At 62.5% G+C, this 22,596-nt stretch carries 26 protein-coding genes; 11 read left to right on the forward strand and 15 right to left on the reverse strand.

Annotated features, from left to right (window positions below):
• The first annotated feature begins 18 nt into the window (after window positions 1-18).
• From EJ066_RS21275 to EJ066_RS21300, 6 genes are read left to right on the forward strand one after another with little or no spacing between them, the layout of a single operon-like run.
• A complete protein-coding gene (locus tag EJ066_RS21275; protein ID WP_126041366.1) occupies window positions 19-1,587 on the forward strand; it encodes an ABC transporter ATP-binding protein in 1,569 nt (522 codons plus the stop codon).
• Entirely contained in the window at window positions 1,584-2,681 is a 1,098-nt protein-coding gene (locus EJ066_RS21280; RefSeq protein ID WP_126041368.1) for an ABC transporter permease, read from the forward strand. Before EJ066_RS21275 ends, EJ066_RS21280 begins: the two co-directional genes overlap by 4 nt.
• Before the next feature lie 4 nt (window positions 2,682-2,685).
• Window positions 2,686-3,621 carry an ABC transporter permease gene (locus tag EJ066_RS21285; protein WP_126041370.1) on the forward strand — a complete coding sequence of 312 codons (936 nt, stop codon included), beginning with the start codon at window positions 2,686-2,688 and terminating at the stop codon, window positions 3,619-3,621.
• 50 nt (window positions 3,622-3,671) lie between these two features.
• Window positions 3,672-4,478, forward strand: coding sequence for a 4-pyridoxolactonase (locus EJ066_RS21290; protein ID WP_126041372.1), 807 nt, complete (start codon window positions 3,672-3,674; stop codon window positions 4,476-4,478).
• Between the two features lie 24 nt (window positions 4,479-4,502).
• Window positions 4,503-5,681 carry an alanine--glyoxylate aminotransferase family protein gene (locus EJ066_RS21295; protein WP_126041374.1) on the forward strand — a complete coding sequence of 393 codons (1,179 nt, stop codon included), beginning with the start codon at window positions 4,503-4,505 and terminating at the stop codon, window positions 5,679-5,681.
• Between the two features lie 38 nt (window positions 5,682-5,719).
• Window positions 5,720-6,466, forward strand: a complete 747-nt coding sequence (locus EJ066_RS21300; RefSeq protein ID WP_126041376.1) for an SDR family NAD(P)-dependent oxidoreductase — start codon at window positions 5,720-5,722, stop codon at window positions 6,464-6,466.
• 7 nt (window positions 6,467-6,473) lie between these two features.
• Here the strand turns inward: EJ066_RS21300 and EJ066_RS21305 are convergent, their stop codons facing one another.
• From EJ066_RS21305 to grxD, 3 genes are all read right to left on the reverse strand, one after another.
• Window positions 6,474-6,872 carry a hypothetical protein gene (locus EJ066_RS21305; protein ID WP_126041378.1) on the reverse strand — a complete coding sequence of 133 codons (399 nt, stop codon included), beginning with the start codon at window positions 6,870-6,872 and terminating at the stop codon, window positions 6,474-6,476.
• Window positions 6,873-7,123: 251 nt separating this feature from the next.
• The gene (locus EJ066_RS21310; RefSeq protein WP_126041380.1) at window positions 7,124-8,368 is read right to left on the reverse strand and encodes a multidrug effflux MFS transporter; all 1,245 of its coding nucleotides are present in this window, start codon (window positions 8,366-8,368) and stop codon (window positions 7,124-7,126) included.
• Window positions 8,369-8,483: 115 nt separating this feature from the next.
• Window positions 8,484-8,819 carry a Grx4 family monothiol glutaredoxin gene (gene grxD / locus EJ066_RS21315; RefSeq protein ID WP_126041382.1) on the reverse strand — a complete coding sequence of 112 codons (336 nt, stop codon included), beginning with the start codon at window positions 8,817-8,819 and terminating at the stop codon, window positions 8,484-8,486.
• A 165-nt stretch (window positions 8,820-8,984) separates the two neighbouring features.
• On the opposite strand from grxD, the gene EJ066_RS21320 reads away from it, so the two are divergent.
• Complete coding sequence (locus EJ066_RS21320; protein ID WP_126041385.1) at window positions 8,985-9,779, forward strand: phosphodiester glycosidase family protein; 795 nt, start codon at window positions 8,985-8,987, stop codon at window positions 9,777-9,779.
• A gap of 21 nt (window positions 9,780-9,800) precedes the next feature.
• Here the strand turns inward: EJ066_RS21320 and EJ066_RS21325 are convergent, their stop codons facing one another.
• The 3 genes from EJ066_RS21325 to EJ066_RS21335 all read right to left on the reverse strand — a co-directional run bounded on the left by EJ066_RS21325 (window position 9,801) and on the right by EJ066_RS21335 (window position 13,921).
• Complete coding sequence (locus EJ066_RS21325; RefSeq protein WP_023674714.1) at window positions 9,801-10,034, reverse strand: BolA family transcriptional regulator; 234 nt, start codon at window positions 10,032-10,034, stop codon at window positions 9,801-9,803.
• An 84-nt stretch (window positions 10,035-10,118) separates the two neighbouring features.
• On the reverse strand, window positions 10,119-12,359 hold the full coding sequence (gene purL / locus EJ066_RS21330; protein ID WP_126041387.1) for a phosphoribosylformylglycinamidine synthase subunit PurL: 2,241 nt from the start codon (window positions 12,357-12,359) through the stop codon (window positions 10,119-10,121).
• Window positions 12,360-12,508: 149 nt separating this feature from the next.
• Window positions 12,509-13,921: a PLP-dependent aminotransferase family protein gene (locus EJ066_RS21335; RefSeq protein WP_126041389.1), complete on the reverse strand. Its 1,413-nt coding sequence runs from the start codon at window positions 13,919-13,921 to the stop codon at window positions 12,509-12,511.
• Between the two features lie 92 nt (window positions 13,922-14,013).
• Here EJ066_RS21335 and EJ066_RS21340 point away from each other — a divergent pair, with 92 nt between their 5' ends.
• Window positions 14,014-14,259 (forward strand): DUF1127 domain-containing protein, encoded by a 246-nt coding sequence (locus EJ066_RS21340; RefSeq protein ID WP_126041391.1) that lies wholly within the window; start codon window positions 14,014-14,016, stop codon window positions 14,257-14,259.
• A 42-nt stretch (window positions 14,260-14,301) separates the two neighbouring features.
• On the opposite strand, the gene EJ066_RS21345 is transcribed toward EJ066_RS21340, so the two are convergent.
• The 6 genes from EJ066_RS21345 to purC are packed head-to-tail and all read right to left on the reverse strand — an operon-like array spanning window position 14,302 to window position 17,446.
• Window positions 14,302-14,964, reverse strand: a complete 663-nt coding sequence (locus tag EJ066_RS21345) for a Pr6Pr family membrane protein (RefSeq protein ID WP_126041393.1) — start codon at window positions 14,962-14,964, stop codon at window positions 14,302-14,304.
• 4 nt (window positions 14,965-14,968) lie between these two features.
• Window positions 14,969-15,385, reverse strand: a complete 417-nt coding sequence (locus EJ066_RS21350; RefSeq protein WP_126041395.1) for a hypothetical protein — start codon at window positions 15,383-15,385, stop codon at window positions 14,969-14,971.
• Between the two features lie 44 nt (window positions 15,386-15,429).
• On the reverse strand, window positions 15,430-16,098 hold the full coding sequence (gene purQ / locus EJ066_RS21355) for a phosphoribosylformylglycinamidine synthase subunit PurQ (RefSeq protein ID WP_126041397.1): 669 nt from the start codon (window positions 16,096-16,098) through the stop codon (window positions 15,430-15,432).
• Window positions 16,095-16,349, reverse strand: a complete 255-nt coding sequence (locus EJ066_RS21360) for a hypothetical protein (protein ID WP_126041399.1) — start codon at window positions 16,347-16,349, stop codon at window positions 16,095-16,097. The genes purQ and EJ066_RS21360 overlap by 4 nt, the downstream gene beginning before the upstream one ends.
• An 18-nt stretch (window positions 16,350-16,367) precedes the next feature.
• On the reverse strand, window positions 16,368-16,610 hold the full coding sequence (gene purS / locus EJ066_RS21365) for a phosphoribosylformylglycinamidine synthase subunit PurS (RefSeq protein ID WP_126041401.1): 243 nt from the start codon (window positions 16,608-16,610) through the stop codon (window positions 16,368-16,370).
• A gap of 41 nt (window positions 16,611-16,651) precedes the next feature.
• Complete coding sequence (gene purC / locus EJ066_RS21370; protein ID WP_126041403.1) at window positions 16,652-17,446, reverse strand: phosphoribosylaminoimidazolesuccinocarboxamide synthase; 795 nt, start codon at window positions 17,444-17,446, stop codon at window positions 16,652-16,654.
• 275 nt (window positions 17,447-17,721) lie between these two features.
• On the opposite strand from purC, the gene EJ066_RS21375 reads away from it, so the two are divergent.
• Window positions 17,722-18,042 (forward strand): DUF1476 domain-containing protein, encoded by a 321-nt coding sequence (locus EJ066_RS21375; protein ID WP_126041405.1) that lies wholly within the window; start codon window positions 17,722-17,724, stop codon window positions 18,040-18,042.
• A gap of 220 nt (window positions 18,043-18,262) precedes the next feature.
• The gene (locus EJ066_RS21380) at window positions 18,263-19,036 is read left to right on the forward strand and encodes an HpcH/HpaI aldolase/citrate lyase family protein (RefSeq protein WP_126041406.1); all 774 of its coding nucleotides are present in this window, start codon (window positions 18,263-18,265) and stop codon (window positions 19,034-19,036) included.
• Here EJ066_RS21380 and EJ066_RS21385 read toward each other — a convergent pair.
• Window positions 19,033-19,581 carry an alpha/beta hydrolase gene (locus EJ066_RS21385; RefSeq protein ID WP_126043996.1) on the reverse strand — a complete coding sequence of 183 codons (549 nt, stop codon included), beginning with the start codon at window positions 19,579-19,581 and terminating at the stop codon, window positions 19,033-19,035. The genes EJ066_RS21380 and EJ066_RS21385 overlap by 4 nt on opposite strands.
• Window positions 19,582-19,880: 299 nt before the next feature.
• On the opposite strand from EJ066_RS21385, the gene EJ066_RS21390 reads away from it, so the two are divergent.
• The gene (locus tag EJ066_RS21390; protein ID WP_126041408.1) at window positions 19,881-20,693 is read left to right on the forward strand and encodes a VOC family protein; all 813 of its coding nucleotides are present in this window, start codon (window positions 19,881-19,883) and stop codon (window positions 20,691-20,693) included.
• Between the two features lie 16 nt (window positions 20,694-20,709).
• On the opposite strand, the gene EJ066_RS21395 is transcribed toward EJ066_RS21390, so the two are convergent.
• Both EJ066_RS21395 and purB read right to left on the reverse strand, forming a co-directional pair.
• Window positions 20,710-21,282 carry an alpha/beta hydrolase gene (locus EJ066_RS21395; RefSeq protein ID WP_126041411.1) on the reverse strand — a complete coding sequence of 191 codons (573 nt, stop codon included), beginning with the start codon at window positions 21,280-21,282 and terminating at the stop codon, window positions 20,710-20,712.
• On the reverse strand, window positions 21,282-22,589 hold the full coding sequence (gene purB, locus EJ066_RS21400) for an adenylosuccinate lyase (protein WP_126041413.1): 1,308 nt from the start codon (window positions 22,587-22,589) through the stop codon (window positions 21,282-21,284). The genes EJ066_RS21395 and purB overlap by 1 nt, the downstream gene beginning before the upstream one ends.
• Between the last annotated feature and the right edge of the window lie 7 nt (window positions 22,590-22,596).

The following is a 22,596-nucleotide window of genomic DNA, read 5'->3' on the forward strand; positions in this document are numbered from 1 at the left end:
TTCAAGGCCTTGGCTTTCATGAGCAGTGCTTCCTCATTGTCGGTCGACAAGCGCGCCATCGTCGCGCTCGAAGGCGTGACGAAACGGTTCCCCGGCGTGGTCGCCAACGATAGCGTCGATCTGGCAATCCGACCTGGCGAGGTACATGTGCTGCTCGGTGAAAATGGTGCTGGAAAATCCACCTTGATCGGCATGCTGTCGGGGCTGCAGCAGCCGGACGAGGGGCGCATACTGGTCGATGGCGAGCCTACCGCGATCACGTCGCCGCGCCATGCACTGGCGCTCGGCATCGGAACCGTATTCCAGCACATGATGCTGGTGCCGACGCTGACGGTGGCGGAAAACCTGTTGCTCGGCGGGCCGTGGTGGCAGCGCCCCAAGACCGAAGAGTTGGAAGCCCGCGTCGCCGAAATTACCAGGACGCTCGGCATCGCGGTCAGGCTCCATGCCAAAGTGTCCGAGCTTTCGCTCGGCGAGCAGCAGCAGGTCGAGATCCTGCGCGCGATGGTACGCAACAGCCGGCTCTTGATCCTCGACGAGTCGACCTCGATGCTGACGCCGAAGGGCATCGACGAACTGGGCGCGCTGATGCGCCGCCTGGTCGAGCAGGGGTTGGCGATCGTCTTCATCACCCACAAGCTCAAGGAAGCGGCGGCATTCGGCGACCGCATCTCAGTGCTCAAACTCGGCCGCAAGGTCGGCGAAATCCCTCCCGAGCGATTTCGTGCGCTGGGCGAGCAGGCGATCATTTCGGAGATCGTGGAATTGATGTTCGGCAAGCAGAAGGACGACCCGAAAGCGGCCGAGCGTCCGGTCCGTAACATCCACGCCGGAGCGGCTCCGCTGCTTCAGGTCCGCGATCTTGCGGTTGCGCCGACGGACGACGCGCCGGGCTTGTCGTCGATTTCGTTCGACATCCGGCCAGGCGAGTTGCTGGGCATCGCCGGCATCGACGGCAATGGCCAGAAGCAACTGGCGGAGGCGCTGGCCGGTCAGCGTGCGACGGTGGGCGGTTCGGTGCGGCTGGAGGGAGCCCCCATCGAGGCGTTGAGCGTCGGCGAACGTCGCCACAGAGGCCTTCGCTACCTGACCGACGACCGGCTCGGCGAGGGTACGGTCGGAACCTTCCCGGTTTCGATCAACTTCTTCCTCAAGCAGGTGGGCGCGGCCCCCTTCTGGCGCAGAGGCGTCGAGCAACGTGCCGAAATCGACAAGCGCGCCGCCCAACTTGTCCGCGAATACGACGTGCGCACACCCAGCCTGAAAACGCCGGTCGCCCGGCTCTCCGGCGGCAATATCCAGAAGGTGCTGCTGGCGCGCGAGCTCGCCGAAGGCGCAAAGGTGGTGATTTTCAACAAGCCGACCTATGGGCTCGATCTCGCCAACACATTGGCCTCGCGCCAGCGAATCCGCGACACGGCGGCACGCGGCCTTGCCGTGCTGCTGATCTCCACCGACCTCGAGGAGTTGCTCAGCATGTGCGACCGCATCGCCGTCATCTCGAACGGATCGCTCGTCGGCACCGTCGAGAATGCCGACGATGCCCGCACCAAGGTCGGTCGCTTGATGATCGGACTTGCCGCATGAGCATCGAGACCGCCCCCTCCGCAGGCGCAACCGCACTCGACGCCACGGCCTCGATGGCAACGCGCCGCGATATCCAGCATCGGCTGCTGATGACGCTCGGCCCTATACTGGCCGCACTGATCATCGCCGGCTGCATCCTGCTTGCCGTCGGCGTCGATCCGCTTGCCTACTACGGCTTCGTCCTCGAGAGAGGGCTTTTGTCGCCGCTCGGCATCCAGCAGACGCTGACGCGCATGGCGGCGCTGCTGTTTCTTGCCGCCGGCCTCATCGTGGCCTTTCGCGCCGGCATGTGGAACCTTGGCGGCGACGGCCAGTTCCTGCTCGGCGCGGTAACGGCTGCTGCCAGCGCTCCGGTTTTCGTGCAGATCATGCCGGCCTGGCTGGCGCTCGTCTGCTCGTTCCTGATCGCCATGGTGGTCGCGATGATCTGGTCGTTGGTGCCGGCCTTGCTGCGCGCCTATCAGGGCGTCAACGAGATCATCACCACGCTGATGATGACGTTTCTGGGCACCTCACTCGCCAACGTTCTGGTCAAGCTGGTGTTTCGCGATCCGGGCACAACCGTGCCACAGACCCGCACCTTGCCGGTCGAGGACAGGCTGCCGCGCCTGTTCGAAACGACCATCACCAGCGGCCTGCTTCTGGGACTGATGGCGATCATCATTGTGCATCTGGTGATGACGCGCACGGCGTTCGGGCTGAAGCTGAGGATCGTCGGCGCAAACCCCCGTGCAGCAATCCATTCGGGGCTTGGCGTGCCGGGGCTGACCCTTGCGGTTTTCGCCATTTCGGCCGGGCTGGCCGGGCTTGCCGGCGCTGTCGATATCCTTGGCGTCCAGGGTAACGTTCGCGCCGACTGGAACCCCGCCTATGGTCTGGCCGTCATCCCCGTGGTGTTCCTCGCCCGCATGAACGGCTTTGCTGCCATCGGTTTCGTGTTCCTGCTTTCGGTGCTGTCGATCGGTGGCGAGAGTGCGGCGCGCCGGCTCGGCGTGCCCAATCATTTCACGCTGGTGCTGGTCTCCATCGTGCTGATCGTGCTCGCGCTCGCCGAATATGTCGATCACCGCTACAACCAGTCGCGGAGGCCCTGACGCCATGACCGGGCTGTTCAGCGAAGTCTTTCTCAGCGCGCTTTTGTTCGGCGCGGTCACCGCGGCGATCCCGCTGCTGCTGGCCGGCCTCGGCGAACAGATGTCCGAAAAGGCCGGCGTCCTCAACATCGGCATCGAAGGCATGATGCTGGCCGGCGCCTATCTCGGCTTCGTCGGCGCCTTCTATTCCGGATCGCTGTGGCTGGGCTTTCTCACCGGCGCTGCCGGCGGCATCGCGGTGGCGCTTGTCATGGCGCTGCTTTGCGTGCGCATCGGGCTGAACCAGATCGTCATCGGCATCGCGCTGACCTTAGGACTTGAAGGCCTGACGGCGCTGCTCCACCATTTCCAGTTTTCGCGCAGCTATCCCCGCCTGCCGGCGGTGGACGTGACCGTCATTCCGATGCTGTCGGACATTCCGGTCATCGGCCCGGCGCTGTTCAAGCAGCATCTCATCGTCTATCTGGCAGTCGCGCTGGTTTTCGCCATGGGCACCATCTACCGGCGCACGCAGCTCGGCCTCAACCTGCAGGCTGCGGGCGACAAGCCGGCAGCACTCGACGTCGCCGGCATCGACGTCGTGCGAACCCGCACCATCGCCGTGCTGACGACCGGAGCGCTGGCCGGCCTCGGCGGCGCCTATCTTGCCAATGTCGGCGCCGGCCTGTTCATTCCCTTCATCACCAATGGGGCGGGCTTCCTCGGCATCGTGCTGGCCATGCTCGCGCGTGGTCGCCCGGTCTGGGTGCTGCTTGGCGCGTTGCTGTTCGGTGTCTGCCTGTCGCTGACGACTGCTATGCAGGTGGCCGGCATCAACATACCAACCGACGTCATCCAGATGCTGCCGTTCCTGGCGGTGATGGTCATGCTGGTGCTGTTCGGCCGGCGGGCCAGTCTGCCGGCGGCGCTCGGCATTCCATACGAGCGCGGCGCGCGCTGATCACGGTTCAAGCGCGGACGGGACCCGCGCCAAAAGAAAAGGAGACAAAAATGTCGGATACCAAGGTCTACCTGCTCGACGGCGGCTCGCTCGTTCTCGACGGCTATCACGTGTTCTGGAATCGCGGCCCCGGCGGCGAAGTGCGCTTTCCTGTTTATTCGATCCTGATCGAGCATGCCGAGGGACGGTTTCTCATCGACACCGGCTACGACTACGATCACGTCATGAAGGTGCTGCCTTTCGAAAAGCCGATCCAGGAAAAGCACCAGACCATCCCCGGCGCCCTGGCGCTGCTCGGCCTCGAGCCGAAGGACATCGACGTCGTCGTCAACTCGCATTTCCATTTCGACCATTGCGGCGGCAACAAGTATTTTCCGCATGCCAAGAAGATCTGTCACCGGACCGAGGTACCCCAGGCCTGCAATCCCCAGCCTTTCGAGCAACTCGGCTATTCGGACCTGAGCTTTTCGGCCGAGGCTGCCGAAGCGCGTGGCGCGACCGCGCAATTGCTGGAAGGCACGACGCGCGCCAACTCGACCTTCGAGGGCATCGACGGCGACGTCGACCTTGCCAGGGGCGTCAGGTTGATCTCGACGCCCGGCCACTCGATCGGCCACTACAGCCTGCTGGTGGAGTTCCCCAAGCGCAAGCCGATCATGTTCACGATCGATGCGGCCTACACGCAGAAGAGCCTTGAAACGCTGTGCCAGGCGTCCTTTCACATAGACCCGGTAGCGGGCGTCAATTCGATGCGCAGGGTGAAGAAGCTCGCCGAGGACCATGGTGCCGAGCTGATGTATTCGCACGACATGGAAAACTTCAAAACCTACAAGACCGGCACGCAATTCTACGGCTGATCGCCACCGACCGGAGACAAGATCATGCGCTATTTCGAACACGCCGAACCGGTCATCACGCTGACCGCGGGGCCGGTGAACGCCTATCCCGCCGTGCTACGCGGCCTCGCTCGCACCGTGCTCTACGACTACGACCCAGCGTTCCAGCTCTTCTACGAGGGGGTGGTCGATAAGGCGCAGAAGGCGATGCGGCTGTCGAACAAGCCGGTCATTCTCCATGGCGAGCCGGTCCTTGGCCTGGAGGCCGCGGCAGCCTCCCTGATCACGCCCGACGACGTCGTGCTCAACCTTGCTTCCGGAGTCTACGGCAAGGGGTTTGGCTATTGGGCGAAGCGCTATTCGCCGCATCTGCTCGAAATCGAGGTGCCCTACAACGAGGCGATCGACCCGCAGGCGGTTGCGGAGACGCTGAAAGCGCATCCGGAAATCACCATCGTCTCCGTCTGCCACCACGACACGCCGTCGGGCACCATCAACCCGATCGATGCCATCGGTGCGCTGGTTTCGGCGCATGGCGCCTATCTGATCATCGATGCCGTTTCGTCCTTCGGCGGCATGAAAACGCATCCGCAGGACTGCAAGGCCGATATCTACGTCACCGGCCCGAACAAATGCCTGGGCGCGCCTCCCGGCCTCACCATGATGGGCGTCAGCGAGCGGGCCTGGGCCAAGATGAAGGCAAATCCACTGGCGCCACGCGCGTCGATGCTCAGCATCGTCGACTGGGAACATGCTTGGTCGAAGGACCAGCCGTTTCCGTTCACGCCGTCCGTCGCGGAGATGAACGGGCTCGACGTCGCGCTCGACCTCTACCTCAACGAGGGAGCGGAGGCGGTGTGGGCGCGCCACGCACTCACCGCCAGGGCCATGCGCGCGGGCGTCGCCGCCATGGGCCTGTCGATCTGGGCCGCCAGCGACGCCATCGCGTCGCCGACCACGACCGCCGTGCGGACGCCCGAAGGCGTCGACGAGAAGGCGCTTCGCCAGGCCGCACGCGTCCGCTACGGCGTGGTGTTTTCGTCTGGCCGCGGCGAAACATTGGGCAGGCTGACACGTATCGGCCATATGGGCCCGACCGCCCAGCCGATCTATGCGATCGCGGCGCTGACGGCACTTGGCGGCGCGATGAATGCCTTGGGCCAGAAGCTCGCAGTCGGCAAAGGCATCGACGCGGCGCTGGCCGTTATCGACGCCGACGATTGAGATGATTTCACAGCATCACAGATCCATGGAGTACGGAAATGACTGAACGGCTTGGGGGAAAGACGGCCCTGGTTACCGGGGCCGCACAAGGCATCGGCAAGGCGATCGCGGCGCGGTTGGCCGCCGATGGCGCGACCGTCATCGTCAGCGACATCAACGCGCAAGGCGCCAAGATGGCGGCCGCGTCGATCGGCGGAAAAGCAAAGGCGATTGCCGCCGACATTTCCGATCCTGCGTCGGTCAAGGCCCTCTTCACAGAAATCCAGGCCCTGACCGGGGGCATCGACATTCTGGTCAACAATGCCAGCATCGTGCCGTTCGTCGCCTGGGACGATGTCGATCTCGACCATTGGCGCAAGATCATCGACGTCAATCTGACCGGCACCTTCATCGTCAGCCGGGCGGGAACGGACCAGATGCGTGCCGCCGGCAAGGCCGGACGGGTGATCAGCATTGCCTCCAACACCTTCTTTGCCGGCACGCCGAACATGGCGGCCTATGTCGCGGCTAAGGGCGGCGTCATTGGCTTCACCCGGGCAATGGCCACCGAACTGGGCAAATACAACATCACCGCCAACGCGGTGACGCCCGGCTTGATCGAGAGCGATGGCGTCAAGGCGAGCCCGCATAACGAGGCGTTCGGCTTCGTCGAGATGCTTCAGGCGATGAAAGGCAAAGGGCAGCCGGAACACATTGCCGATGTGGTGTCGTTCCTTGCCTCCGACGATGCGCGCTGGATCACCGGCCAGACGCTGAATGTCGACGCCGGCATGGTGCGCCACTAAACCCGAGCTAGCTCGAGCTGCGCTCGATACGCTCGACAAATGAGTCGACCCGGACTGCCAACCATCGCGGACGCGTGGAACCACCATCGCTACCCGCGCCGGCGTTCGAACCTCCCGGAGTTACCGGGCCTGGTCGAGGACCCAGCGGCCCGTTGCATCCGCAACGGGCCAGTTTGGAAGGAGTATCCGGCTTTTTGCCTGCCAGCTCTCGTGCCCTAGCCTCGGCGATAGCCCCGATCGACCTGACAGGTTCGAAGCTCATGAGCACTTTATCGCAGCCGTGATCTCTCAGCTGTTGTTCGACTTCATCCCACAGATCGTACTCCGCGATCACTCTCAGGAATTTGGAGAGCTGGCGCACTGGCACTTCGGCCAGCCCTTCGAGATCCAAGTTTTCTTTCCCCATAATGGCCTCCATGTTCACAACAAGGCTGATCGAAGTTGGCGACCCCAGTCGGCGTTGTCAGCTGATTGGATTGTCAAGATGAGGTTCTTCGACCGCAGCTTACGGATGGCTTACGGTTAGGATTTCAGTGTCGGTTCTCGGGAACGGCCTCGCAAGAGGCAGGCTGCATCGCGGAGAAGGCAGGTCTTCACCGTTCGATCCACCGTTCTTTCGAAGCACGAATAGTCCTCTGTCGTCGCCGTCTGCCAGAACTAGACCGGCGGGTTCTGCGGCTGGAAGAACTTGCCGCGCTCGGCGATCAGCACCATCACCAATGCGCCAAGCGAGACGCTGCAGAATCCGGCGGCCAAGGGCGTCACTGTGCCGTTGAAAGCTTGGCCGATCAGCGTGCCGAGCAGGCCGCCGAGGAAGGTCTGCATGAAACCCAGAATGGACGATGCCGTGCCGGCCAACTGGCCGAGCGGCTCCATGGCGAGCGCGTTGAAATTCGCGCCGAGTGCGCCGAACGGGACCATCGCGCCGGCGAAGAAGGTGATGAAAAGCCAAAGCGGCATCTTCATTTGGATGGAAACGATCAGCCAGGCGAGGCTGATGGCCAGAAACAAGAGCAGCGCGCTCTGCGACAGGCGGCGCATGCCGATGCGGCCGACAAGGCGCGAATTCAGATAGTTCGAAAAGGCGAGCACGCCGGCTATCCCCGCGAAAATCACCGGGAACATCTCGCCGACGCCGAAGACGCCGACATAGATCTGCTGTGCCGAGTTGATGAAGCCGAACATCGCGCCGAAGGCAAAAGTGCTGGCGAAGGCATAGCAAAGCGCCATGCGGTTGGTCAGTACGATGCGGAAACCACCGACGATGGATGAGACCGTCAGCGGCCGACGATATTCGGGATGCAGCGTTTCCGGCAAGCGCAGTAGCGCCCATGCCGCCACGATCAGGGCTCCTGCCGCCATGGTGATGAAGATCACGTGCCAGGTCGCGAACAGCATGATGAGCTGGCCGATGCCGGGCGCCACCACCGGGATGGCCATGAACACCATGAAGATCAGCGACATGACCTCGGCCATGCGCCGGCCGTCGAACGTGTCGCGCACGATCGAGACGGCGATGACGCGTGTGGCCGCGGCGCCGATGCCTTGCACCACCCTGCACAGGATAAGGGTAGCGAATGTCGGGGCGATTGCCGCCGCACCCGCCGCCGCGACATAGATCACCAGTCCGGCGACGAGCGGAGCGCGGCGTCCGAAACGGTCCGAGATCGGTCCAAAGAAGAGCTGCCCGCCGCCAAAGCCCAGAATATAGGCGGCAACCACATATTGGCGGTGGTTTTCATTTTCCACGCCCAGCGAGGCGCCGATCTGCTGCAGCGCCGGCAGCATGATGTCGATGGCCAGCGAGTTGAGCGCCATCAACGCAGCGCATAGCGCGATGAATTCCCAGCGCGGAATAGGCAAGGTGGTTGCCTGTTGCGGCGCTTGTGCATGCTGGTCCACGGCAAAGTCCGATCTTCAAACGAAAGCGCCGGCGCGCCGGCGCATTCATTCGTCTTGTCTCCCGATACTGGGAGGAAAAACTTTTTGCCGAAGTGGGGGCTCCCCGGCGCGTTCGTCAGACGGCGCCTTTGACGCTCACGCCTTTTTCGACGAGGAACGTCTGAAGCTCGCCTGCTTGGAACATCTCGCGGATGATGTCGCAGCCGCCAACAAACTCACCCTTGACGTAGAGCTGAGGGATCGTCGGCCAGTTGGAATATTCCTTGATACCTTGCCGCAGCTCGGCCGAGGTCAGCACGTTCACGCCCTTGTAGTCGGCCCCGATGTAGTCGAGAATCTGCACGACCTGACCGGAAAATCCGCATTGCGGGAAACCGGGCGTACCCTTCATGAAGAGAACGACTTCGTTGCTCTTCACTTCGCTGTCGATGTAGTCGTTGATACCGCTCATGGATAATCCTTTCATGCCTGCGAGAGTCAGGCTCGAAACATTACCCTTCAAATAAACCCATAGGTTGCTCGAAACAAGACGTTTGCCGCATCGTCACGCAAATGGCGCAAAGGACGGCCTGATATTGGGCCAACAGCATCGACCAGATATTTTCCCCGGAAAGCGATGAAAAGACGGCACAGCGCGGCAATCCTGATTGGTGTCCTGCTCGTTACGCTGGCCTTGATCTGGTGGTTCAGACCATCCGCGCGCATTCCTGTCACTGTCGGCGGCGAACTGCCCGGACCATGCCGGGATTTTAGCTTCGAGGCGGTTCCCTACATCGTCTGCGAGATCGATCTTCGCGCCTATGACATCGGCGTCTTGCACGCCGGCGCAGATGGCAAGGCCTTCGGCTCGCTGGAGAAGTCCGACAAGGCGATGTCGGGCGAGGGAAGACCGGCGCTGCTCGCCATGAACGCCGGCATGTACCATGAGGATCTGACGCCGGTCGGCCTTCTCGTCGAAAATGGTCACGAGGCGGCGCCGCTCAACCTGGCTGATGGCGAAGGCAATTTCTTCCTGAAGCCGAATGGTGTGTTCCTGGTCCGGAAGGACGGCAAGGCGGCGGTCATGGAAACGAACGCCTATGCCGCCGCAAAGCCGGATGTTGAGTTCGCCACGCAATCCGGCCCGATGCTGGTGCTCGACGGCCGGGTCCATCCTCGCTTCGAGGCGAACGGCGCATCGCGCTATGTCCACAATGGTGCCGGCGTGCGCGACGGCGACACGGTCGTGCTGGCGATCTCGCGCTCGGAGGTTAGTCTCGGCAGCTTCGCACGGCTGTTTCGCGACGCGCTTCATTGTCCCAATGCGCTTTTCTTCGACGGGGTGGTTTCGGCACTGTCGAACGGCAACAGGATGATCGTCGGCGGAAAATACCCGGCAGGGCCGATTATCGCGGTGTCGGCGAAAAGGTGACGAGGAGTTGGACGCGAAAGCTCAGTCCGGCACGCTGGTCTGCAAAGCGAGCGCGTGCAGCACGCCGCCCATATTGCCCTTCAGTGCGTCGTAGACCATCTGATGCTGCTGCACGCGGCTCTTTCCGCGAAAGCTTTCGGCCACCACCTCGGCCGCATAATGGTCGCCGTCGCCGGCCAGGTCGCGAATCGTCACCTTGGCGTCCGGAATGCCTTCCTTGATCAGCCGTTCGATGTCGTGCGCATCCATTGCCATGCGAGGATCCCTTGTTCAGCTCGTGATCTCATAGATATGGTCGAAAAGGCGGATGAACCACATCGAACGCCCCATTCGGTCATATCACGGGTCCACGACCTCGTTGCCCATGAAGCGAGGAAACCAGGATTCGTGGGCTGCGGTCAATTCGCTGACCGGTATCGCACGCGCCTCGCCGAGTTTCAATTCGCGCCCGCCGGTCGAGCCGATCCACGGCGCGAAGATACCGAGCTTGCTCTGCTGTTCGCGAATGGCGTCCCATTCGTCGCTCTGCGGATCGATCGACAGCGTCAAGAGGTAACGACCCTGATCCTCGCCAAACCAGACCGGGATTGGATCAGTTCCGACCAGGCCGGGGACGGTTGCGCCGATGCCGGACGCCATCGCCATTTCGGCCAGCGCGACAGCAATGCCGCCATCGGAAACGTCGTGTGCTGCGGTAACGACGCCGGAGACGATCAGGGCGCGCACATGGTCGCCGACGCGTTTTTCATGATCGAGATCGACCGGCGGCGGCGGGCCGTCGGTGCGGCCGTGAATGTCGCGCATATAGGCCGACTGGGCCAGATGCGTCCCCCACATGGACGGCGCGCCGACCAGCACGATCATCTGGCCCTCGGCGGCAAAGCCGATCCGCGCCATCTTCGACCAGTCGGCGATCAGTCCGACGCCGCCGATGGTCGGCGTCGGCAAGATGCCTTGCCCGTTGGTTTCGTTGTAGAGCGAAACATTGCCGGAGACGATCGGAAAGCCGAGCGCACGACAGGCATCGCCGATGCCTTTCACGGCTCCGACCAACTGGCCCATGATCTCGGGCCGCTCCGGATTGCCGAAATTGAGATTGTCGGTGGCTGCGAGCGGCAGGGCGCCCGTGGCGGTAAGATTGCGCCAGCATTCGGCGACCGCCTGCTTGCCGCCCTCGTAAGGGTCGGCCTCGCAATAGCGCGGCGTCACGTCGGAGGAGAAGGCGAGCGCCTTGGCCGGATGACCATCGACGCGCACGACGCCAGCATCGCCGCCCGGAAGCTGCAGCGAATTGCCCTGGATCAGCGTGTCGTATTGCTCCCACACCCAGCGGCGCGAGGACAGGTCCGGTCCGCCAAGCAGTCCCAACAACGCCTCGGCGACATCCGCTTGCGGTGCATCGCTGGCCGCCAGGGACGCCGGCTTCTTCGGCTCGGTCCAGGGGCGGTCATATTCCGGCGCCTGGTCGCCAAGGTCCTTGATCGGCAGATTGGCGACTTCGTCGCCCTGGTGCAACACGCGAAAGCGCAGATCGTCGGTGGTTTTGCCGACGATGGCGAAGTCGAGGCCCCATTTGTGGAAGATCGCCTCGGCCTCTTTTTCCTTTTCGGGGCGCAGCACCATCAGCATGCGCTCCTGGCTCTCCGACAGCATCATCTCATAGGCGCTCATGCGCTCCTCGCGCACCGGCACCTTGTCGAGGTCGAGCTGGATGCCGAGATCGCCCTTGGCGCCCATTTCGACCGCCGAGCAGGTGAGGCCGGCAGCCCCCATGTCCTGGATGGCGATGACGGCGCCGGACGCCATCAATTCGAGGCAGGCTTCAAGCAGACATTTTTCGGTGAACGGGTCGCCGACCTGAACGGTAGGCCGCTTCTCGTCGATCTTGTCGTCGAATTCGGCCGAGGCCATGGTGGCGCCGCCGACGCCGTCGCGGCCGGTCTTGGCGCCGAGATAGACGACCGGCAGTCCGACGCCCTTGGCTTCCGACAGGAAGATCGCGTCCGTCTTGGCGAGCCCCGCCGCAAAGGCGTTGACCAGGATGTTGCCGTTGTAGCGCGCGTCGAAATTGACCTCGCCGCCGACCGTCGGCACGCCGAAGGAATTGCCGTAGCCGCCAACGCCGGAAACGACGCCGGCAACCAGGTGTTTGGTCTTGGGATGGTCCGGTGCACCGAAGCGCAGCGCGTTCATCGCCGCGATCGGCCGCGCGCCCATGGTGAAGACGTCGCGCAGGATGCCACCGACGCCGGTCGCCGCCCCCTGATAGGGCTCGATGTAGGAGGGGTGGTTGTGGCTCTCCATCTTGAAGACGACGCAGTCGCCGTCGCCGATGTCGACCACGCCGGCATTCTCGCCCGGACCCTGGATGACCCGCGGCCCGGTGGTCGGCAGCGTGCGCAACCACTTTTTCGAGGATTTGTAAGAGCAATGCTCGTTCCACATCGCCGAGAAGATGCCGAGCTCGGTGAAGCTTGGCTCGCGTCCGACCAGGTCGAGGATGCGCTGATATTCGTCGGGCTTCAGCCCGTGCGCGGCGATGAGTTCCGGAGTGATCGGCACGGAATTGGAAATGGTCATGGGCGGCAATTTATATCCTTGGGATCGAGTCCCCTCTTATCGCAAGCTTTGCAGCCGATACACCCCATCAAGCGACGAAAACGATGGAAAGCCGCCGGGTGCAGCAACTGGCGAAAGATCGCTACGCGACCCGCCGGTTTCAAGTCGGCTCAGGAGAAACTGTCGTAGCCGGCGCGGCCTTCATCCAGAAGCCGCCGGATTACACCGACGCCGTCCGCGATGTCCTCTCGCCGCTGCGGCTGTGAAACGCCAAAACGGACGCCATGGAAAACCTGTTCGGAACGGCCCGCCTTGAATTCGTCCTCGTCGTCGATGAGCACGCCATGTTCGAGACAGGCATTCTTGAAGGTGCCGGAAAGCCATGGATCAGGCAGGGTGAGCCAGACGAAGGGCACATTGTTCACCGCCTTGAAGTCGAACCCGGCCAGTGTCGCGCGCACGATTGCGATGCGCGCGTTGATTTCGACGATGCTGCGCTTGCGCATCTCACTGGCCTGGCCGGACAGAACCAGCCGGGTACACACTTCCGCCAGGAGGAAGGGCAGGCCACCGGTCAGCATCTTGTGAGCGATCCGGATCCGGTGGCGATAGGCCGGCGGACAGGCGAGCCAGCCACCGCGAACACCCGCTGCGACCGACTTCGACAGGCCGCCGGCAACGATGGTCCGTTCCGGGGCATATTCGGCCAATAGCGGCGTCGGGTCGTCGGTCAGGTTGCCATAGAGATCGTCCTCGATCAGGACGACATTGTATTGGCGCGCGACACGCGCGATTGCCTCGCGTCGCGTTGCCGGCAGCGTCACCAATGTGGGGTTCTTGGCCGTCGGCATCAGGAACATCATTTTCGGGTGCTTTTGCGCACAGACGCGCTCGAAATCCTCTGGATCGATGCCGTCCTCGTCCGACGTCACCAGCGCGGTGCGGCGGCCGATCAGGCCTGCGCTGCGGGAAATCTGCGAATAGGTGAGGTGCTCGAAAACAACATAGTCGCCGGGCGTGGTCAGCGCGGCAATCGCCGCCATCACCGCTGCATGGGTGCCGAGCGTCGGAACGATGCCGTCAGGTATCGGGCGAAACGAATTTCGTGACAGCCAGCTTCTGCCGGCCTCGAACCAGCGATCGGGAAAATCCCGCGTGTAGCTCGAAATCTCATGCGGATGGTCCTGTGCCGTAAGCGAGAGCACACCGGCGACAATGTCGCCTTGGCCGATGTCAGGCGCAGCCGTGCTGTCGAAGCGCAGCTTGCCGCTTGGCGCATCGATATGGCGCGTGCCTTGCTCGTGCGGGATGGATGCCAGTGGATCGGCCTTGGTGTCATCCCGGCCCAGGACATAGGTGCCGCGTCCGACCTCGCCGCTCACCAGCCCCCGCTCGCGCAACAATTGGTAGGCACGACCGATCGTGCCGACGGTCGTGCCGATGTCGTATGCCAGGTCACGCTGCGGCGGCAGTTTTGCTCCCGCACCGATCACGCCGCGGTCGATGTCGGTTTCAATGGAATCCGCAAGCCTCTGATAGAGAGGACCGGAGCCGGCGGTAAGGTCTGGGAGCCAATTTGTCATGGTGACAATTTTCTATATTGCACCGAATTGAGAGTCAATACATATGGATTGTGCGACAAAAAGGTTACAATTTCGAATTTGGCAGCAGGACAATGGATACAATCGAGTCAATCCACTATGCGAGAGCTGAATTTTTCGGAGCCCGCCCATCGGGCCGGCGGGGCTATGTCCATCGCCTGGTACGTATGGTCAGGTCACTCGCGAGCCGGATCGGCAGCTTGCTGGATCGCCGGCGCAGCCGGCTGGCATTGCTGGAAATGACCGACGATCAGCTCAAGGATATCGGTATCTCTCGCTGCGACGCCCATCATGAGGGTCTCCGGCCGTTCTGGGACTGAATGGTGCACCGAGGCTTGTCGCATCTTCAAGAAGACACGATCTCAGGACGCCTTTTTCGTACCTTGATGGACGCTGGGGCTCCTGATCCGTGAGATGCCGTGGTCGGCAAGCACGGCGACTATGCACAGCGCGAGAAAAAGCCCGGTGATAACCAGGGCTGAGATGGCGACGCTGGCCGCGCCGTTCTCGGCGACGTTGAGGAACGGGTAGGGCACTTCGCCTGATATCGGCGCCCGCGCCAGCACGTAAACCAGATAGGCGATGGGATAGATCATCCACCAGGAAATATCGCGCCATCGCGTCGAGCCATCGGCGCCTGCCACAAGCCACCACAGCACGAACAGAACCGGCGTCACATAGTGCAGCAGGACGTCGCAGAGCAGGAACAGGCCCTGCGGCTGCCAAAGGCGTGCCAGAACCGTCGCATAGACGATGAAGACCAGGGTTATGGCAACCGCCACGCCCGCCCGCATCCGCGGCCCGGCAAAAGCCGGGAACCAGGCGTAGCCACTGGGTGACAGCAGCGAAACATGCACGAGCACCGCGCCGATATTGGTCAGGATGGTGAAGAAGCTGAAGTAGAAGACCAGCGAGCCAACAAAACTGCGGCCGGCTTCCATCGACGCCGGAACGGTGATGCAGATTTGCAGGACAAGCCCGGCCAGACCTATGACCAGACCGGCGATCTGCAGGAAGCGGCTCACAGCCCTATGCGGCCGCGCCGCAGGCCGGATTGCCAACCTGCCAGCGGGCAATGTCCGAGCGTATGCGTGCGCCAAGCGGTTCGGCCATCAGCGGACCGAACAATTCGACGCGGCTCGAATTGCCTTGCGCCTGCACGACCAGCAACGGCTTTGCTCCATAATGCTTGACTGGGACCAGCAGGAAGCGTGGCGTACCGGTGAACGAATTCAGCTCGTTGGCCATCTGATAGGGCTTGAAGGCAGCATCCTTGCTGGCGATCCAGCACTTGTGGGCGGCGATCGCCACCTGCTCCATGGCAAGCAGCGACGCACTCTTGCCCGAAGGCGCCGGCGCGTTCTTCGAGCCCGACTGGCAGGAGGCGAGCACAAAACCGGCGGTGGCGACGAGAGCGAGGCGGGCGATCGTCTGTCTCAGGCTCATGCGGCGCCTATTTCAAGTTCGAAGAAAGATGAATGCTGAAGATATCAAGCGGCGATGCCGAGGGCACTTTCGAACAGTGCCCGGCCGTCGCTGCCGCCATGTGCTGCTTCGATCAGGTTCTCGGGATGCGGCATCAGGCCCAGCACATTGCCCTGGCTGTTGATGATGCCGGCAATGTCGTTGATCGAGCCGTTGGGGTTGGTGCCTTCGGCATAGCGGAACACGACCTGACCTTCGCCTTCGAGCCTTCGAAGCGTCTCGGCGTCGGCAAAATAATTGCCGTCGTGATGCGCCACCGGCGAGCGGATGATCTGGCCCGGCTGATAACGGCGGGTGAACATCGTGTTGGCGTTGGCGATCTGCAGCTTGACTTGCCGGCAGACGAATTTCAGCGATGTGTTGCGCATCAGGGCGCCCGGCAAAAGGCCGGCCTCGACCAGGATCTGGAAGCCATTGCAGACGCCTATGACCATGACGCCCCTGGCTGCCTTTTCGGCCACCGCCCGCATCACCGGCATGCGGGCTGCGATGGCGCCGCAGCGCAGATAGTCGCCGAAGGAAAAGCCACCCGGAATGGCGATCAGGTCGACATCGGGAATTTCGGTGTCGGTCTGCCAAACGGTGACCGGCGGCGTTCCGGAAATCTTGGTCAGTGCCGCGATCATGTCGCGGTCGCGGTTGAGGCCGGGGAGAAGAACGACGGCTGATTTCATTTTGGTTCGTAAGGCCTCTGGGCTTCGGCGAGTTCGTGCAATTCAAGACGGCGTTCCATGCGTTCGAGGCGACCGTCTTGACGGCCAAGAATGCCGTAGATGTTATGAATGTCGCTTTGCGTTGCGACCATGTGACCCCGAACTACGTTCAACTCCCGCTTCACTTCGGAAACATCTTGGCGAAGTTCAGCGACCTCGTGATGCACACGCTCTAGAAGCTCATCCATCAACTCATTCGTGGCTTCCGTCATCTGCCCTCCGGCACAACCTCAGGTAATCGCCACACTATAGTTCTCAATCACCGTATTCGCCAGAAGCTTGTCGCACATGGCTTTGAGATCGGCCTCGGCCTTGGCCTTGTCGGTTTCCGCAAGCTCGACGTCGAAGACCTTGCCCTGCCGCACCTGGCCGACGCCACCGAAACCCAGCCCGGACAGCGCGTGTTCGATCGCCTTGCCTTGCGGGTCGAGCACGCCGTTCTTGAGGGTTACGGTTATGCGGGCCTTGATCACGCTGAATAAGCTCCTGTTGGACGTGTTGAGCGGCACAAACGTCAGTGCGGCTTGCCTCTGACGCCATCGGTCGAGGCGACAAGCACTGGCCCGGCGGGGCGTGGCGGCTCGTTCTCATTCATGATGCCGAGGCGGCGGGCGACTTCCTGATAGGCTTCGACCAGCCCGCCCATGTCGCGTCGGAACCGGTCCTTGTCGAGCTTGTCCTGTGTCGCCACGTCCCACAGCCGGCACGAGTCGGGCGAGATCTCGTCGGCGACGACGATGCGCATCATGTCGCCCTCGAACAGGCGGCCGCACTCGATCTTGAAGTCGACGAGCTGGATGCCGACGCCCATGAACAGGCCGGAGAGGAAGTCGTTGACGCGGATGGCGAGCGCCATGATGTCGTCGATCTCCTGCGGGCTCGCCCAGCCGAAAGCCGTGATGTGCTCCTCCGATACCATCGGATCGTCGAGCGCGTCGGCCTTGTAATAGAACTCGATGATCGAGCGCGGCAGCACGGTGCCTTCCTCGATGCCGAGGCGCTTGGCCAGCGAACCGGCGGCGACATTGCGTACGACCACCTCGAGCGGGATGATCTCGACTTCCTTGATCAACTGCTCGCGCATGTTGAGCCGGCGGATGAAGTGGGTCGGAATGCCCATCCGGTTGAGATGGTTGAAGATGTGCTCGGAAATGCGGTTGTTGAGCACACCTTTGCCATCGACGACTTCGTGCTTTTTCTTGTTGAAAGCGGTCGCGTCGTCCTTGAAGAACTGGATCAGCGTTCCCGGCTCAGGTCCCTCATAGAGGATCTTGGCCTTGCCTTCATAAATGCGGCGGCGATTTTTCATCTGATTTTTCTCTGGATTTCCGGGCAGGCGGCAAACGACCAGTTCCTGTCCGCCTGCCTAAATTAGTACGGCAACGGTAAGGTTCAATGGCGCTGTCTATCCCAATCGCACTGTTTGCTCAATCGGCAAATCCTTTCAATCAACCGCTTTCCGGAATGAAATGCCGCAGCGCAGCACGTGACGTAGCATATTGACCGGCCTGCGGCCTTTTGGTTTGTGCTGCGGCAACACACATATTCAACTACCAGCGAATCGGAATTGACCGGAGGGATGCCATGAGCAGCATGAAAGATCGCGAAGAGGGCTTCGAGCGCAAATTCGCATTCGACGAGGAACTTCGGTTCAAGGCTTCGGCGCGCCGCAACAAGGCGCTCGGCATGTGGGCCGCCGAAAAGCTGGGCAAGTTCGGCGCCGCCGCCGAAGCCTATGCCAAAGAGGTGGTTGTCGCCGACATCGAGGAAGCCGGCGATCACGACGTTTTCCGCAAGATCCGCAAGGACTTCGACGAAGCCGGGGTCGACCAGTCGGACCATCAGATTCGTCGCACCATGGACGATTTGATGGCGCAGGCGATTGAACAGATCAAGAACACCTGATCTTTCTCTGACCAAATCGACTTTCTGGACCAATCGACCGCCCGGTTTATCCGGGCGGTTTTTCTTTGCCTTTGCGGCCGTTTCCGGTTGAAACTGCATTTGTGCGTCGTGCGTCCATTCGAACGCACATACGCTCCAACACCCTGAGTTTCTCATCGTGCCTTTCCGAGAATCGATTCCGATTTCCGAGCCGATGCGAGAGCCAACAAGGAAGGCGCCTATGTCCCTGAAGTCACGCTTGGCGGCGGATGAAACGCTATGCACCGCATGGTCGGGCGTGCCGGATGCCTTGACTGTGGAAATCCTCTCCAGACAGGGTTTTGATGCCGTCACGCTCGACATGCAGCATGGCGGACATCACGAGGACAGCGTACTGCGCGGCCTTGGACCGGTGCTGGCCGCCAACAAACCGGCGCTGGTGCGCATTCCGGTCGGCCGCTTCGACATGGCCAGCCGCGCGCTCGACTTCGGCGCCGAGGCGGTGATCGCGCCGATGGTGAATTCGGTGGCGGACGCGCGGCTGTTTGCCGCCGCCATGAAGTACCCGCCGCTCGGCGAGCGCTCCTGGGGCCCGACCTATGCCTTTCCGCGCCATGGCAAGGGCGACTTTGCCGATTGGCTGCGCGACAGCAACGAGCGCACCATGGCCTTCGCCATGGTCGAGACGCGCGCCGCCCTCGATGCGCTCGACGGCATCCTCGACACGCCGGGCATCGACGGGATCTTCGTCGGCCCATCGGATTTCTCGATTGCCTGGTCGAACGGCACCACCGTCAACTCGACGCTGGAAAGCATGATGGAAACCGTCGCCTCGATTGCCGAACGGACGCGCAAGGCCGGCAAGCATGCCGCGATCTACGTCGTCGAGCCGGCCATCGCCGGCCGTGTGGTGTCGATGGGCTATAGACTGCTGGCCATGGGCTCCGAGCATGCGCTGATCGGTCTGGGGGCAAAAACCCTGCTGAAGAGCGTAAAGGATTCGCTCGGGTCCTAAAGGTCCGTCAGGAACTTGGCGAACGTCATCGAGCCTTCGGGCCACGGGCCGAAGCCGGAATCCGCATTGAGATGGCCGGCCTCGCCAGCGTCGATGAACAGCGAGCCCCAGGCGCCGGCAATGTCCTCGGCGACGTCGAACGTGCAGAACGGGTCGTTGCGGCTGGCGATCACCACCGAAGGAAATGCCAGCGGTTTGCGCGGGTAGGGGCCGAAGGTCATCAGGTGCCTGGGTTTAATCTTGGGATTGGCGACGTCGGGAGGCGCCACGAAGAAGGCTCCAGCGACCGGGCGCTGGAACTGCGGCATTGCCTGGATTGCAGTCGCGACGCCGAGCGAATGCGCCACGATGACGACCGGCCGCTCGGCTTCGTTGACCGCCTTCGCCACGCTCGCCGTCCAGTCCTCGCGCACCGGCTTCGACCATTCCGCCTGCTCGACGCGGCGTGCCGTCGACAATTTCGATTGCCAGCGGCTCTGCCAATGGTCGGGGCCGGAATTGGTGTAGCCCGGCACGATGAGAATGTCTGCATCCCTGACTTTCATGGCGCGCATGTAGCGGGCGATGTTACGTCTCGCAACCGCGCATGATCCCAAAAAATGTGAAGCAGTTTGGACAGGATCAGGCGCGATTGGGTCTGATCCATGCGATTTGCTCAAAATAGTGAACACCATGTTCGCTTCTTGCCATCTTGTGTGAACGATCGCGATCGGCGATCTGTCATCGAAAGAAACAGCCGTGTAATGAGAACCAAGGTTTGGAACTGACCCGACGTACAATGGTAGGTGGCGCCGGGCTCCTGGCTTTGGGGATCTCGTCGAGGGCCGCCCGAACGGAGACTCTGATGAGCGAACTGCCTTTTGCCGCCACGACCCCGGTCAGCGTTGCCCGAGTCGGCTTGTGCGCGCGCGATGCCGAAAACCTTGCCGCCTATTATCGCAGTGTCGTCGGTCTGCGGGAATTGAGCCGCGCCGGCGGCACGATCACGTTAGGCGCCGGTAACCGTCCCTTGCTCGACATCCAGGCGGATACCTCGGCAAAACCCGACGATCCGCGCAGCGCCGGCCTCTTCCACACCGCTTTCCTGCTGCCCAGCCGTGCCGATCTTGGTCGCTGGATCAACCATGCCATCGCCGCCAAGATCGGCATCGAGGGCGCTTCCGACCATCTGGTCAGCGAGGCGCTTTATCTAACCGACCCTGAAGGCAACGGCATCGAGATCTATGCCGACCGCCGCCATGAGGACTGGAAGTGGAATGGCGAGAAGGTAGCGATGGCGACCGAACGGCTGGATATTTCGTCAGTCGTTGCCGAAGTGCCGGCCGGCGATGCCGGTTGGCAGGGCATGCCGGACAACAGCATCATCGGCCACGTCCATCTGCGCGTCGGCAGGCCGGAAGACGCCGAAACCTGGTGGCATGAGGAATTCGGCTTCGACACGGTAGCGAAATATGGCAGCGCGGCGGTGTTCCTGTCGTCAGGCGGCTACCACCACCACATCGGCGCCAATGCGTGGCAGAGCTCCGGCGCTGGTCGCCGCGATCCTTCTCGGTCCGGCCTCGCGTGGGTCGAAATGCGGTCGGACAATGTAACCGCGGCAACGACCCGCGAAGACCCATGGGGAACGGTGATCAGGACCGTTCCCGGCAAGGCTTGAGCGTTTCGGAAGTCTGTCAGAGGCGGGCCTTTTCCAGCAGGCGGCCGAGCATGAGCAGGCCCGCTGGCCAAAGGCCGAGGCGGGTCTCGTTCCCCATATGGCCGAGATCGCCGGCGTCGGCGAGATCTGCGCCCCAGGCAGCGGCGAAGGCGGTCGCCTGGTCGAAGGTGACGCGCGGATCCGTTCGGCTGGCCACCACCAGCGTCGGAAAGGGCAAACGTTTCAGCGGCATCGGCGCGAAGGGACGAACCAGATCGAAGGACGGATCAGGGTCCTCGACATTGGTCGCCGCAACCAGCAATGCGCCCGCAACCTTGTTGAGCTGGCTTTCACTGGCCCCGGCGGCCCACTTCACCGCCGTCGCCACCGCCAGCGAATGCGCAAGCAGCACCACGCGCCGGGGGGCCGCGGCGACCGCGGCGTCCACCCGGCCGATCCAGTCCTCGGGGTTCGGCCTGTCCCATTCGGCCTGCAGCACGCGGCTCGAATTGGGAAACGCCCGGCACCAATGCGACATCCAGTGATCCGGTCCGGAATTGCCGCGCCCTGGCAGGGCGAGAAAATCGAAATCTCCGGCCGCCGAAATCATCACGCTTCTCCGAACACGCGCTTGAAGATCGTGTCGACATGCTTGGTATGGTAGCCAAGGTCGAATTTCTCACGGATCTCGGCTTCGGGCAAGGCTGCCGTGACCTCCTTGTCGGTGAGAAGTTCCTCAAGGAAATCAGCGCCTTGCTCCCACACCTTCATGGCGTTTCGCTGCACCAGCCGATAGGCGTCCTCACGGCTGACGCCCGCCTGGGTCAACGCTAAGAGCACGCGCTGCGAATGCACGAGGCCGCGGAACTTGTTCATGTTCTTCAGCATGTTGTTGGGGTAGACGAGCAATCTGTCGACGACGCTGGTCAGCCGCGACAGCGCGAAATCGAGCGTCACCGTCGCATCCGGCCCAATCATCCGCTCGACCGACGAATGCGAAATATCGCGCTCGTGCCAGAGCGCCACATTCTCCATCGCCGGCAGCGCAAAGGACCGCACCATGCGCGCAAGCCCGGTGAGGTTTTCGGTCAGCACCGGGTTGCGCTTGTGCGGCATCGCCGACGAGCCCTTTTGTCCGGGCGAAAAATATTCCTCCGCCTCCAGCACCTCGGTGCGCTGCAGATGGCGGATCTCGATCGCCAGCCGTTCGATCGACGAGGCGATGACACCGAGCGTCGCGAAGAACATGGCGTGGCGGTCGCGCGGGATCACCTGCGTCGACACCGGCTCCGGCTTCAATCCGAGTTTGTCAGCCACATGCTCTTCGACATAGGGATCGATGTTGGCGAAGGTGCCGACGGCACCGGAAATGGCGCACGTCGCAATATCCTCACGCGCGTGCACCAGCCGCTCGCGGCAGCGCGAGAATTCGGCATAGGCCTGCGCCAGCTTGACGCCGAAGGTTGTCGGCTCGGCATGGATGCCATGGCTGCGCCCGATCGTGACAGTGTCCTTGTGTTCGAATGCGCGACGCTTGAGCGCCGCAAGCAGGCCGTCGATGTCGGCCAGAAGGATGTCGCTGGCGCGGGTGAGCTGCACGGCAAAGCAGGTGTCGAGAACGTCCGAGGACGTCATGCCCTGATGGATGAAGCGGGCATCCGGCCCGACGAATTCGCCAAGATGGGTGAGGAAGGCGATGACGTCGTGCTTGGTCACGCGCTCGATCTCGTCAATGGCCTCGACGTCGAACTTCGCGGCCCCGCCCTTTTCCCAGATGGTCTTGGCGGCCTCCTTCGGGATCACGCCGAGCTCGGCCAGTGCGTCGCAAGCGTAGGCCTCGATCTCGAACCAGATGCGGAACCGGGTTTCGGGCGACCAGATGGCCACCATTTCCGGCCGGGAGTAGCGAGGGATCATCGGTCAG

Origin of the sequence: Mesorhizobium sp. M9A.F.Ca.ET.002.03.1.2 (assembly GCF_003952365.1) — a bacterium.
Classification (GTDB): Bacteria; Pseudomonadota; Alphaproteobacteria; order Rhizobiales; family Rhizobiaceae; genus Mesorhizobium.

Bases quoted from the DNA above. Each gene is read 5' to 3' on its own strand.
- grxD (WP_126041382.1), bottom strand. From the start codon at position 8,819: ATGAGCGGTATCAACGACTACATCGACAGCGAAGTGAAGAGCAACGAA.
- purB (WP_126041413.1), bottom strand. From the start codon at position 22,589: ATGATCCCTCGCTACTCCCGGCCGGAAATGGTGGCCATCTGGTCGCCC.
- EJ066_RS21360 (WP_126041399.1), bottom strand. From the start codon at position 16,349: ATGACGGAAGCCACGAATGAGTTGATGGATGAGCTTCTAGAGCGTGTG.
- EJ066_RS21390 (WP_126041408.1), top strand. From the start codon at position 19,881: ATGAGCGAACTGCCTTTTGCCGCCACGACCCCGGTCAGCGTTGCCCGA.
- EJ066_RS21285 (WP_126041370.1), top strand. From the start codon at position 2,686: ATGACCGGGCTGTTCAGCGAAGTCTTTCTCAGCGCGCTTTTGTTCGGC.
- EJ066_RS21350 (WP_126041395.1), bottom strand. From the start codon at position 15,385: ATGAGCCTGAGACAGACGATCGCCCGCCTCGCTCTCGTCGCCACCGCC.
- purC (WP_126041403.1), bottom strand. From the start codon at position 17,446: ATGAAAAATCGCCGCCGCATTTATGAAGGCAAGGCCAAGATCCTCTAT.
- EJ066_RS21325 (WP_023674714.1), bottom strand. From the start codon at position 10,034: ATGGCAATGGATGCGCACGACATCGAACGGCTGATCAAGGAAGGCATT.
- EJ066_RS21275 (WP_126041366.1), top strand. From the start codon at position 19: ATGAGCAGTGCTTCCTCATTGTCGGTCGACAAGCGCGCCATCGTCGCG.
- EJ066_RS21290 (WP_126041372.1), top strand. From the start codon at position 3,672: ATGTCGGATACCAAGGTCTACCTGCTCGACGGCGGCTCGCTCGTTCTC.
- EJ066_RS21375 (WP_126041405.1), top strand. From the start codon at position 17,722: ATGAGCAGCATGAAAGATCGCGAAGAGGGCTTCGAGCGCAAATTCGCA.
- EJ066_RS21305 (WP_126041378.1), bottom strand. From the start codon at position 6,872: ATGGGGAAAGAAAACTTGGATCTCGAAGGGCTGGCCGAAGTGCCAGTG.
- EJ066_RS21395 (WP_126041411.1), bottom strand. From the start codon at position 21,282: ATGATTTCGGCGGCCGGAGATTTCGATTTTCTCGCCCTGCCAGGGCGC.
- EJ066_RS21280 (WP_126041368.1), top strand. From the start codon at position 1,584: ATGAGCATCGAGACCGCCCCCTCCGCAGGCGCAACCGCACTCGACGCC.
- purQ (WP_126041397.1), bottom strand. From the start codon at position 16,098: ATGAAATCAGCCGTCGTTCTTCTCCCCGGCCTCAACCGCGACCGCGAC.
- EJ066_RS21385 (WP_126043996.1), bottom strand. From the start codon at position 19,581: ATGAAAGTCAGGGATGCAGACATTCTCATCGTGCCGGGCTACACCAAT.
- EJ066_RS21340 (WP_126041391.1), top strand. From the start codon at position 14,014: ATGGATACAATCGAGTCAATCCACTATGCGAGAGCTGAATTTTTCGGA.
- EJ066_RS21320 (WP_126041385.1), top strand. From the start codon at position 8,985: ATGAAAAGACGGCACAGCGCGGCAATCCTGATTGGTGTCCTGCTCGTT.
- EJ066_RS21300 (WP_126041376.1), top strand. From the start codon at position 5,720: ATGACTGAACGGCTTGGGGGAAAGACGGCCCTGGTTACCGGGGCCGCA.
- EJ066_RS21295 (WP_126041374.1), top strand. From the start codon at position 4,503: ATGCGCTATTTCGAACACGCCGAACCGGTCATCACGCTGACCGCGGGG.
- EJ066_RS21380 (WP_126041406.1), top strand. From the start codon at position 18,263: ATGTCCCTGAAGTCACGCTTGGCGGCGGATGAAACGCTATGCACCGCA.
- purL (WP_126041387.1), bottom strand. From the start codon at position 12,359: ATGACCATTTCCAATTCCGTGCCGATCACTCCGGAACTCATCGCCGCG.
- EJ066_RS21335 (WP_126041389.1), bottom strand. From the start codon at position 13,921: ATGACAAATTGGCTCCCAGACCTTACCGCCGGCTCCGGTCCTCTCTAT.